This window comes from Verrucomicrobiota bacterium, from assembly GCA_016871535.1.
Taxonomy (GTDB): domain Bacteria; phylum Verrucomicrobiota; class Verrucomicrobiia; order Limisphaerales; family SIBE01; genus VHCZ01.
Genome location: VHCZ01000001.1, coordinates 18,347 through 29,674 on the forward strand (window position 1 = coordinate 18,347; position 11,328 = coordinate 29,674).

Genomic DNA, 11,328 nt, shown 5'->3' on the forward strand with positions numbered 1-11,328 from the left:
GCCCATCTTGGGAGCAGCGCGCAGTGAAATCCTAACGCCACGGGCTATTCCACACGGTTTTTCCAGCCTGGGACCGCTGGGGCCGGGAAGGCCGCGCTCCAAGCACGCCAAAACGAGAATTGCTGGGCTCGGCGGGAGCCTCGCCCCACCATAACTTAACTGAGAAGACACCTCGTTTGAGACCGCCATACAACGAACCAATGCTAGCGAAATGTTTATCGATTAACACGAATTCACCGGCGCCGGCTATAGAGTGGAGCGTGACAACGAAATCCGCCTCATCCGGCTCGCCAGAGTTTGGGAAAGACGCTACACCTTCACTCACGAACGCCTGCGCATGTGATTTCCATGAACCGTCTCTTCGGACCGTGGCCTTTAGGCCGCTTCGACGCCGAACTCCAAATTGCGCGCGGAAGCAGCCTGAAGGCTGCGGTCCGCACGGTTCTCGGTTCATGGGCCGTATGCACAGCTTCTTGGCCGTGGAAACTTCCCATGAACCCGCTAGGAACGGATTCCACTCCCTCCCTGATTTTATTCAGCGGTCGAAAGAGCAATTCCGGGGACGCGGTGGAACGCGTCCTCACCAGTTCATAAGCGGCTCATGAGTAAACGCACCCATTCGCCCCTCCCTGGGGCGGAACTCGCCGTTGGCGACGGCGAATCGGCCGCCAACCGGAAGCTCCCGGAGCACGGTTTCTGGAGCTTGATCGTCACGCAATTTCAAGGCGCCTTCAGCGACAACGTCCTCAAGAATCTGGTGGTCTTTCTCATTGTTGCCACCGGGATGTCCCTGAGCGACAAACACCGGATTGGCGAACTGGTCGGCGCGCTGTTTGCGCTGCCGTTCATTCTCTTCTCGATGGCGGGCGGTTATCTCGCGGACCGGTTCAGCAAACGCGCGATCGCGATCGGCGTGAAAGTATTTGAAATCGCCGTGATGGTGTTTGCGACGGCCGGGCTGGCGCTCAATCACCTGCCGATGCAGCTTGCGGCGGTTTTTCTCATGGGCACGCACAGCGCGTTCTTTGGTCCGTCGAAATACGGACTGCTCCCGGAACTGTTGCCGGAGAAGCGGCTCTCGTGGGGCAACGGCATCCTGGAGTTGGGGACTTTCACGGCGATCATTCTGGGCACGGTTGCCGCCGGAATCATGGCGGAACAGTTGCGGGGCAGTCATCTCTGGTCGGGCCTGATCCTGACGCTGCTCGCGGCTCTCGGTTTGCTGGCCAGCCTCGGAATCACGCGCGTGCCTCCGGCCGATCCCAATCGCCAGTTCAAGCTGAACTTTCTGGCGGAAGTCCGGCGCCAGGTGGGCCTGGTGAAGAACGACCGGCCCCTGGTGCTGGCGCTGATCGGGAACACCTACTTCAATTTCCTGGGCGCGCTCTTCTTGCTGAACATCTTCTTCTATGGCTCGGAAGTCTTGCGCGTCAGTGAAGCGAACATCGGGCTGCTCAACGTCGCGCTGGCGATGGGCATCGGGACCGGCAGCGTCGCGGCGGGTTATTTGTCCGGAGGAAAAATCGAATATGGTCTCGTGCCGTTGGGCGCGATGGGCCTGACCGTCAGTGGCATTGCGCTCTCGTTTCCCGGATTGTCGTATTCGGACGCGATGCTGCGGCTGGGGTTGCTGGGATTCACGGGTGGATTCTTCATCGTGCCAATCTGCGCGCTCTTGCAGCACCGTCCGGACAAGAAGAACAAAGGCGGGCTGCTGGCCACGGCGAACTGGTTTTCCTTTGTCGGCGTGTTTCTGGCTTCGGGAGCGCATTACGCGTTCACGAGCGTCGTCGGCCTGAGTCCCGAACACATCTTCCTCGCCGGCGGGCTTCTGACGCTGGCCGGCGCGGTGTACGCCCTATGGTTGCTGCCCGACGCCCTCCTTCGATTCGGCCTGTGGGTTTTGACCCGCTCGATTTATCGGATCCGGGTCGAAGGCCGCGACCACATCCCAGAGCGCGGCGGCGCGTTGTTCGTGTGCAATCATTTGTCTCAAGTGGACGCGTTGCTGCTCCTGGCTTCAACGGACCGCCGCATTCGGTTCATCATGTACAAAGGCGTTTATGAATTACCCTGGATCAAGCCGCTCGCGCGAACCATGGGCGTCATTCCGATTTCTTCCGAACTCCGGCCGCGCGAGATGATCCAATCGCTCAAAGCCGCGAGCGTGGCCATCCAGGCCGGCGAAGTCGTTTGCATTTTTGCCGAAGGCCAGATCACGCGCATCGGACAAATGCTCCCGTTCCGCCGCGGGTTCGAGCGCATCATGAAGGACGTGGACGCGCCAATCATTCCGGTGGCACTGGACGGCGTGTGGGGCAGCATCTTCAGTTTTGAGCGCGGACGGTTCCTGTGGAAATGGCCGCGCCGGATTCCGTATCCGGTGACCGTGAATTTCGGGAAGCCGATGCCCGCGAGTTCCACACCGGTCGCAGTTCGGCAAGCGGTTCAGGAATTAAACGCCGACGCGTGGCGTTACCGCCGGTCGCAGATGCTCCCGTTGCACCGGGCTTTTGTGCGCACGGCTCGGCGGCATCCATTTCGCTTCGCGATGGCGGATGCACAAACGCCGAAGGTCACGTTTGGATCAGCTCTGACGCGCTCGGTCTTTTTGGCGCGACGGTTGCGTCCGCTCTGGAACGGGCAAACCATGGTTGGCCTGTTGTTGCCGCCAACAGTTCCGGGTGCATTGGTGAATTTCGCCGCGCTTTTGTCGGGCAAAGTTCCCGTGAATCTAAACTACACGGTGTCCGAAAGCACGCTGGCGTCCTGCGTCCGGCAGTGCGACTTGAAAACCGTCATCACGTCCAAAGCGTTTCTGGATCAGATCAAACTGAATGTGCCTTGCCATACCGTGCTCCTGGAAGAGGTGGTCGCAAACCCGCAAGCCGGTGAGAAAATCGGGGCTTGGATCCTGGCAAAGCTTTTGCCGGTGCGCATGCTCGTGGATCTCTTAAGCCGCGTTCCCCCTCACCCTAACCCTCTCCCTCAAGGAGAGGGAAATACACATCCCGTCGCGGCAGAAGGCGAAGGTGCTTTGATTAGCCAACCGCTCAAGACCGTTCCCCCTCTCCCTGAGGAAGAGGGCCGAGGTGAGGGGGAACGTGCGCTGAGAAACAATGAGCACCGCGCAACGGCTCGGAGCGCCGACCGTCTCGACGACCTGGCGACGATCATTTTTTCCAGCGGCAGCACGGGCGATCCGAAAGGCGTGATGCTGTCCCACTACAACATTGGCGCGAACATCGAACAACTCGGCCAGACGTTTGCGCTGGGGGAGCAAGACCGCGTGCTTGGCGTGCTGCCGTTTTTCCATTCCTTCGGCTTCACCGGCACGCTGTGCCTGCCCGCTGTCCTCGGAGTCGGAGTCGTGTATCACCCGAATCCGCTCGACGCGCGCGGCATTGGAGAACTCGTGCGCGACCACGGTGTGACGATGCTCCTGGCCACACCGACGTTCCTGCAAATCTACATGCGCGGGTGTTCGCCGGAACAATTCGGAAGCCTTCAATTTGTCCTGGTCGGCGCGGAGAAATTGCCGGACCGAGTGGCGAACGCATTTGAAGAGCAGTTCGGCGCGCGCCCCTTTGAAGCGTACGGCTGCACGGAGTGCGCGCCTGCGGTCACGGTCAACACGCGCGACTTCCGCGCCGCCGGTTTCCGCCAGGTGGGCGCCAAGCGCGGCAAAATCGGGCATCCATTGCCCGGCGTGAGCGTGCGCATCGTCGATCCCGAAACTCACCAGACGCTGCCCCTGGGACAGGCGGGACTGCTCCTGGTGCGCGGCCCAAACGTCATGCAAGGTTATCTGGGCCGGACCGAAAAAACGGCGGAAGTCTTGCGCGACGGCTGGTACGTCACCGGCGACATTGCGACGCTCGACGAGGATGGCTTCCTTGAAATCACGGACCGCCTGAGCCGCTTCAGCAAGATCGGCGGCGAGATGGTGCCGCACATCAAGGTGGAGGAAAAACTGCACGAAGCGGCCGGCGTCACGGACCAATCGTTCGCCGTCACGGGCGTGCCCGATGAAAAGAAAGGCGAGCGCTTGATCGTGCTCCACACGCTCTCGGACGAAAGACTGAAAGCGGCTCTGGAGAAGTTCGCGCAGACTGATCTGCCGAACCTTTGGAAACCGCGCGCAGATCAGTTCTACGGCATCGATAAGCTGCCTTACCTGGGCACGGGCAAATTGGATCTGCGAAGGATTCGAGAGTTGGCCGTGGGTTTTGCGAGCGCCGCAAAGTAGGGCAGCGCTTCCACCCTGCCCGGTATCTCCTCAGTTAACAACGGTGGCGCGACGCTCCAGGTGCGACTAAAGCTGTCGGTCAACGAAATCTTCTCCCTCTCTTCCCGCAGGGAGGAGAGGGCTGGGGAGAGGAGGGGCGTTGGCTCGCTTCTCATGTTTCCAAGAAACCCCTCTCTCAGGCCGTAGGTGTGCCGCTTCAAACGGGGGGCCGAGTGAACCATCGCTTCGGACAGGCAGGATGCACGCCCTACTTTGAGTGGCTCCTGGCTGCGTCGGGCGTGGCCGGCATTTTCGAAAGGTCCGCTCCCTTTACCGGCGGATTGAACGACGCCGAACTGTTGGTCCTGCCGGGCGTTTGGCCGGCTGCCGCAAAATAGCGGACTAACCGCTGAAGATTGACGTCCATCGTCGGCGGCCCTTTGTCGCTTCTCGATGCGTTGGCCGGTTGGGTGGGGAGCGTGAGGACTTCGACACCGCTGTCTGCTCGCCAGACCTTTGCTGTTTGATCATCGCTCCCTGTAACAATCCATTGGCCGTCTGGTGAAAATGCCACGGCATAGATGCGGCCGTTGTGTCCTTTCAGCGTGGCTGTTTCTTTGCCGCTCTCTGTCTGCCAAACTCTTGCTGTGTGATCATCGCTGCCTGTGACAATCCGCTGGCTATCTGGGGAAAATGACACCGCGTTAATGGCCCCGTTGTGTCCCGCGAAAACGATCAGCCTGTGTCCGCTCTTCGCATCCCACAACGTCGCCCTGCCGTCGAAACCGCCGCTCGCAATCCATTGATCGTTCGGCGAGTAAGCCACGCTCGAAATACGATCGCGGTCGCCTTGTCCTATGAGGCTATCCCCGCGAATTACGAGGGCAAAGAGCTGTTCGCCGGTCGATGCATCCCAAACCCGTGGTGTCGCTCCTAGTGGTCCACCGAACAGTCCAAACTGGCGAACGATCTGTTCGTATCGATCTACCTCAATTGATGGAACCGCAAAAAAAATTCACTCCAGCGCTGACGATGCGCCGAGAATCCGGAGAAAACGCCACTGAGAAAGTCATGCCGCGGTCTGATGTGAAGCTGAGAAGTTCTCTAGCGCTGGCTACGTCCCAAATTCTTATTGTTCCAAGAGGCGGGCGAGGGGCGGAAGAATTGAAACCGGCAGTGGCGAGCGAGTGGCCGTCGGGCGACATCGCCGCCGAGATGATCGATCTCTGCTCCTTGAGCATCACAAGTTTCTTCCCCGACGCGGCGTCCCAAATTATAGCAGTATCGCCTTTGGCAATTTCTTGAGCGGTATTACCAGTCCCAGCAGTGACAATTCGCTGGCCGTCGGGCGATATTGCCACGGCGTTAACCAAAAAATGCCCGCGGAGTGTCATTAGCTCCAGATGAGTCTGTTTCTGCCAGTAATACCACTCAAAGCCGCGGTCTGGATAATCCGTCGTTTCTTCCAGGATCTGGCGGACTAGCCCGACGTTGTTCTGCGCCCAGGCAAGCTGCGCCTGGTTCATGTTTGAAACATAGAGATTGTGCTGCGCTTGCTTACGGAGTTGCTCGGACCGAAAGTAAAGCGCAGTCATTCCGATGATTCCGAGAAACAAGGCCGCAGCGACCGCCGCTGCACCAGCGAAAGCCACCCTGTTTCGCCGCACCATTTTTCGGAATCGATAGCCCATGCTCGGCGCAACTGCCGTCACCGGTTCGTCGTTGAGAAAATGCTTGATGTCACTGGCAAAACCGTTGGCCGTCTCGTAGCGGTGGGCCCGATCCTTCTCCAGTGCTTTCATTACGATCCAGTCCAGATCCCCGCGAATTATCAGGCCCAGCTTCTTGGGATCGGCCCGGCGTTGACTGGCCACGCGCGTCTGTTCCTCGTCTTGCATCGTGCTCAGTCGCGTCGAGGGCTTCGGTGGTTCGACCTCTCGAATCACCCGCAAGATTTCGTTGTAACCGGCGCTGAGCAGAGCTTTCGTGTCGAACGGCGTCTGGCCGGTGAGCAGTTCGTAGAGCAACACGCCCAGGGCGTAGATGTCGCTGCGCGTGTCAATGTCCAGCCCGCTCAAGCTGGCTTGTTCCGGGCTCATGTAAGCAGGCGTGCCGATGAATTGCTGGAATTGCGTGAAGAGCGTTTTCTCGGTGAGCCGCTGCTGTGTCGATTTGGCGATGCCGAAGTCGATCACCTTCGGCACCGGGTCGTCGCAATCAGCGTCACCAGCACGTTCGAGGGCTTGAGGTCGCGGTGAATCACGCCTTTCTGATGCGCATGTTGAACCGCGGAGCAAACCTGAATGAACAGCTCCAGCCGCTGCGTGGTGTCGAGCTTGGCTTCGTCGCAAAAGCGGGTGATGGAATGCCCTGGACTAATTCCATCACAAAATAGGGACGACCCGCGGAAAGATGCTGGGGACCCTCACCCCCAACCCCTCTCCCATCCGATGGGAGAGGGTGGTCGGAGACCGGGTGAGGGCTCTCCGTCGCGCCGGCGTCCAGCACTTTCGCGATGTTCGGATGGTCCATGAGCGTGAGCGCCTGGCGCTCGGCCTCGAACCGCGCCACCACCTGGCGGGTGTCCATGCCGAGCTTGATAATTTTGAGCGCGACCTTGCGGATGACCGGCTCCTGTTGCTCGGCCATATAGACCACGCCCATGCCGCCTTCGCCGATTTGCTGGAGCAATTTGTACCGGCCAATGCGGTCGCCTGGTTTCTCGGTCAGTCCGCTTTCGGACTGGAGGGTCGGAACAAGCTCGGTCGCGTCACTGTTGAGGAAGCCCCCGGCGGCATCATGGGCACGGAGCAACTTCTCCACCCGCTGCTGCAATTCGGCATCCTCCCCGCAAGCGCGCCGGACGAATGCCGCGCGTTCGCCGGGAGCGGGAATCTCGATGGCTTGATTGAAGATCTGTTCGATGCGGTCGTTAGCACTCATTGGACAGTTCAGTTTGTTTCTTCTCTACAGTGCGCCGTCAGGCCGGAAAAAGGACCAGCCACAGATAAAACTTTTCGTTGCGGGCCGATGCCCTCAGAACGGCAATTCATTTAACCACAGAGATCGCAGAGAAAAGAAGATGAGCAAGACCAGCGTTTCACCTGCCGGGTGATGGGGTCCGACGCCTGAACTGTTTGCCCTTCTTTGTGTTCTCTGCGCTCTCTGTGGTTGAACCGCTTTTTCCAGTTTAACAGGAGAAAACGGGGCGAGGATGGCTATTTCGATTAGCTCTGTTTTCTCAGTTACCTCCGGTTTGGAGATTCCAGGGTGGACGTGGTTTCGTCGTAAAGCCAGGCGCGGGCGTAGGTCCAGTGGCGTTTGACGGTTGTCACGGAGATGCCGAGCAATGCGGCGGCTTCTTCGTTGGTCAGTCCAGCGAAAAACCGGAGTTTAACCAGGCGCGCTTTCTCCGGGTCTTCCGCTTCGAGTTTTTCGAGAGCTTCGTTGACCAACAGTACCTCGTCGGGCGCGGTCTCTGCCGCCACCGTCACGCTTTCAAGATCCAGTGGCCTTTGACCGCCGCCGCGACGCAATCGAGCTTTCGCGCGAGCGCGTTCGATTAAGATTCGCCGCATGGCTTCCGCCGCTGCGCCAAAGAAATGTCCGCGGCTGTTCCACTGGTGCCCGGCTTCATTTCCGACCAGCCGCAGCCAGGCCTCATGGACAAGCGCGGTGGGCTGAAGGGTTTGGCCGGGCGGTTCGCTGGCCATCTTATGCGCCGCAAGTTTGCGGAGCTCTTCATAGACCAGGGGAAGGAGTTGATCGGCGGCTTGAGCATGGCCCTGCTGGATCGCGTCTAAAATCTGGGTGACTTCGCTCATCGCTGGTTTCGACCGCACCCCTTGTAGCCCAGTTCAGATCAAAACCCAATCCCAATTGTCAACGGTTCAAGCCACGCCTCACGATTAGTCAGAGACGTGGTGAAAGGCGTCCGGACCGATGACAACTCTCTGGCTCAGGTTCGTATAGGATCCGCTCCCGGTTGCGATCAGTTTGGCGGTGCGCACTTGATACAGCGCGCGAACTGCCAGAGGGGAAGCATCCGTGAATGCGGTTTCGAGAATAGGTTCCCCTCCATCAGCCACACCAGGTTGCGGCCGTTCCTGTGCCGCCAGAGCAGATCGGTGTTGCCCAGCAGATTGAACACGCCGGTTCCCGTGAGTTGCCAGCCGAGATCCGGCTGAGGCTCGAACTCGAGGCTCCGCGCCAGTTCCATTCCATTCAGCAACCAGATCATGTTGCGTCCGGAACGCCGGTCGCGCCAGACCAGGTCGGTGTAATCAACCTGTAGAGCCGGTAGGACGAGCCCGTCCCGGCGAGCCGGGGCCGACGTATTGGGAACACGTTGGAGGCGGCTCGCTGGGACAGGCTCGCCCTACCGAAGTCAAACCGAGAAGTGCGGGAATCACGCGCTCAATTCTCCTTTTCAAAGTTACGCTGATGAAGAAAGATTCTTGCGCACAGACCGCACAGACAAAATCGGAGTTCGAACCGAAATCGCTTATGGCAGACACCGCCGAAGGCAATCACCGCCTCTCAAAGAAGGAATACGAGAGGCTCTTGCCTGATCTCCGCGCCCGCCTGGTCCAGGCCCAATCGGCTCTGCGCCAGGCGAATTTTTCTGTCGTCATTATCATTTCCGGAGTGGACGGCGCGGGCAAAGGCGAAGTCGTGCAGCGGCTCAACGAATGGCTCGACCCGCGCGGCGTCGATACGCAGGCATTTTGGCAGGCCACGGATGAAGAGCGCGAACGGCCGCCTTATTGGCGCTTCTGGCGGACGCTGCCGGCGCGGGGGCGACTCGGGATTTTCGTGGGTTCGTGGTACAGCCAGCCGCTGGTGGATCGGGTTTATGGAAAAACCCGGAATTCCCATCTCGATCGCGCTTTGAAGCGGATTGCGGATTTCGAGCGCACCCTGGCCGAGGACGGAACGCTGATTCTCAAGTTCGCCTTGCATCTTTCCAAGAAGGACCAGCGCCGTCGGCTCCGCGACCTGGAGAGGAATCCCGAAACGCATTGGCGCGTCCTGCCGAGCGACTGGAAACACCACCAGCTCTACGACCGGTTCACGCAGACGGCTGAGAAAGTGATCCGGCAGACCCACGGCCCAAAGACACCGTGGTTCGTTGTGGAGGCCGCCAACCCGCGCGGGCGCGATATCACCGTCGGACGCCTTCTGCTTAAGTCGCTTCAGGCGCGACTGGCTCAGCGGCGCGACGAAAAGCCAAAGAAAACCTCCTCGCGGCGTCCTGTTGAAGCCAGGAAGCCCGGGACGAATCTCCTGCGAGAGGTCGATCTCACTCAATCGCTCTCAGACAAGAAATACCACAAACAACTCGGCAAATATCAGGGACGGCTCGGACGATTGATCTGGGCGGCCAACGCGCGGAAGATTTCGACAGTAATCGTGTTCGAGGGTTGGGACGCCGCCGGCAAAGGCAGCGCCATTCGGAGGCTGACGGAAGCGATGGATCCGAGGCTTTACCGGATCATTCCCACCGCGGCGCCGAATGATGAGGAACGCGCCCACCATTATCTCTGGCGCTTCTGGCGACACATCCCCAGAGCGGGGCTGTGCACGATTTTTGACCGGTCCTGGTACGGACGTTTGCTGGTGGAACGCGTAGAAGGCTTCGCTCGCCCGGAGGAATGGAAGCGCGCGTATCAAGAGATCAAGGAGTTCGAGGAGCAACTCGCCGAGAGCGGGATTGTCGTGGTCAAGTTTTGGATTCACATCAGCAAGGCCGAACAATTGCGGCGGTTCAAGAAGCGCCAGGAGATTTCCTACAAACGTTACAAGATCACGGAAGAGGACTGGCGGAACCGGCGCCAATGGGGCGCGTACGAGCAGGCGGTGAATGAGATGGTCTTAAAGACCAGCACGGAATCCTGGAGTTGGACATTGGTCGCGGGCAATGACAAGAGATTTGCCCGAATCCAAATCTTGAAAACCCTTTGCCTCAGTCTGGGGAGAGCACTTTAGTCGATTACTTCGGTTCCCCACTAACAAATCTTGCCTTGGGGAGGGGTCCTCATAAGATGCGCGTCATCCTGACACAACTCCCGGCGAGTTTAACGGAAGCGAAGCATGATTCGGTCGTTTGCATTTACGACGCAAGGCCGCCTGCACACGAAGGACATCGAGATGTTCTTGATGCCGACGCTGTTGGCGGACACGAATCTTTTCCTCTGGGTGGACCTGGAGAACCCGGCTTCGGAAGAGACAAAATCGCTCCTGGAAGATGTTTTCCATTTCCATCCGCTCTCCATTGAGGACTGCGTCGCGGCCAGTCCGTCTCCGAAAATCGAGGAATATATCCCGAAGGAAGAAGACCGGTTTTCGCCGTATCTGTTCATGGTGATCCACGCGGTGGACTACAGCCGGAAGGACGGCGTGTTCGCGACCAGCGAGTTGAATTTCTTCCTGGGAAAGAACTTCTTGGTCACTTATCACGACGTGCCGCTGCGGAGCATCGCGTCGGTGGAGGAACGCTGCATGCGGAGCACGGTTCACATCGCCCGCGCGCCCGACCGCGTGGCCCATACGATCCTGGATTCGATCGTCGATAACTACAAACCTGCGCTGGAGGAACTGTCCCTGGAGATTGGCGAATTGGAGACGATGGCTCTGCAAAGCCCGAGCGCGGCGACGCTGAACAAGATTCTGCAGATCAAGAAAGAGGTGCTGCACCTGCGCCAGATCATCGGGCCACAGCGGGAGGTTCTGGCGCGGTTTGCCCGGGGCGAATTCAAACTCATCCGCGCCCATCTGGTCCCGTATTACCGGGACGTCTATGATGCGCTGTTCCACATTTCGGAGCTGGCGCAGAATTACACGGATTCCTTGACCGGGATTCTCCAGGTTTATCTGAACATGTCGTCGAACCAGACCGGCGAGGTCGTCAAGCTCCTGACCATGATCACGGTGATCACAACCCCGTTCATGATGGTTGGTACCTGGTACGGGATGAATTTCAAGAACATGCCCGAACTGGATTGGCCGGCGGGTTATTCGTTGGCCGCCCTGGCCACGGGTTTGTCCACGGCAGGGACGTACTGGTATTTTAAGAAACGGGGATGGTTTCGGAGGTGACC

At 59.1% G+C, this 11,328-nt stretch carries 6 protein-coding genes and 1 pseudogene; 3 read left to right on the plus strand and 4 right to left on the minus strand.

Features of this window, described 5'->3' with window-relative positions; genetic code table 11:
* The first annotated feature begins 601 nt into the window (after positions 1–601).
* On the plus strand, positions 602–4,249 hold the full coding sequence (locus FJ398_00060; GenBank protein ID MBM3836354.1) for an MFS transporter: 3,648 nt from the start codon (positions 602–604) through the stop codon (positions 4,247–4,249).
* Between the two features lie 247 nt (positions 4,250–4,496).
* Here FJ398_00060 and FJ398_00065 read toward each other — a convergent pair whose 3' ends face one another.
* The 4 genes and pseudogenes from FJ398_00065 to FJ398_00080 form a co-directional block, all read right to left on the minus strand.
* Complete coding sequence (locus FJ398_00065) at positions 4,497–5,054, minus strand: hypothetical protein (GenBank protein MBM3836355.1); 558 nt, start codon at positions 5,052–5,054, stop codon at positions 4,497–4,499.
* A gap of 811 nt (positions 5,055–5,865) precedes the next feature.
* Positions 5,866–7,171 (minus strand): annotated as a pseudogene (locus FJ398_00070) (serine/threonine protein kinase).
* A gap of 302 nt (positions 7,172–7,473) precedes the next feature.
* Complete coding sequence (locus tag FJ398_00075) at positions 7,474–8,052, minus strand: sigma-70 family RNA polymerase sigma factor (GenBank protein ID MBM3836356.1); 579 nt, start codon at positions 8,050–8,052, stop codon at positions 7,474–7,476.
* A 167-nt stretch (positions 8,053–8,219) separates the two neighbouring features.
* Positions 8,220–8,468 carry a hypothetical protein gene (locus FJ398_00080; GenBank protein ID MBM3836357.1) on the minus strand — a complete coding sequence of 83 codons (249 nt, stop codon included), beginning with the start codon at positions 8,466–8,468 and terminating at the stop codon, positions 8,220–8,222.
* Positions 8,469–8,734: 266 nt separating this feature from the next.
* On the opposite strand from FJ398_00080, the gene pap reads away from it, so the two are divergent.
* Together pap and corA are read left to right on the plus strand one after the other, a co-directional pair.
* Positions 8,735–10,216 (plus strand): polyphosphate:AMP phosphotransferase, encoded by a 1,482-nt coding sequence (pap, locus tag FJ398_00085; protein ID MBM3836358.1) that lies wholly within the window; start codon positions 8,735–8,737, stop codon positions 10,214–10,216.
* A gap of 105 nt (positions 10,217–10,321) precedes the next feature.
* Entirely contained in the window at positions 10,322–11,326 is a 1,005-nt protein-coding gene (corA, locus tag FJ398_00090) for a magnesium/cobalt transporter CorA (protein ID MBM3836359.1), read from the plus strand.
* Positions 11,327–11,328 lie beyond the last annotated feature (2 nt).

What these genes read in the sequence shown, in the direction of transcription:
- FJ398_00080 (MBM3836357.1), bottom strand. Translation starts at nt 8,468, where the DNA reads ATGATCTGGTTGCTGAATGGAATGGAACTGGCGCGGAGCCTCGAGTTC.
- corA (MBM3836359.1), top strand. Translation starts at nt 10,322, where the DNA reads ATGATTCGGTCGTTTGCATTTACGACGCAAGGCCGCCTGCACACGAAG.
- FJ398_00075 (MBM3836356.1), bottom strand. Translation starts at nt 8,052, where the DNA reads ATGAGCGAAGTCACCCAGATTTTAGACGCGATCCAGCAGGGCCATGCT.
- FJ398_00060 (MBM3836354.1), top strand. Translation starts at nt 602, where the DNA reads ATGAGTAAACGCACCCATTCGCCCCTCCCTGGGGCGGAACTCGCCGTT.
- pap (MBM3836358.1), top strand. Translation starts at nt 8,735, where the DNA reads ATGGCAGACACCGCCGAAGGCAATCACCGCCTCTCAAAGAAGGAATAC.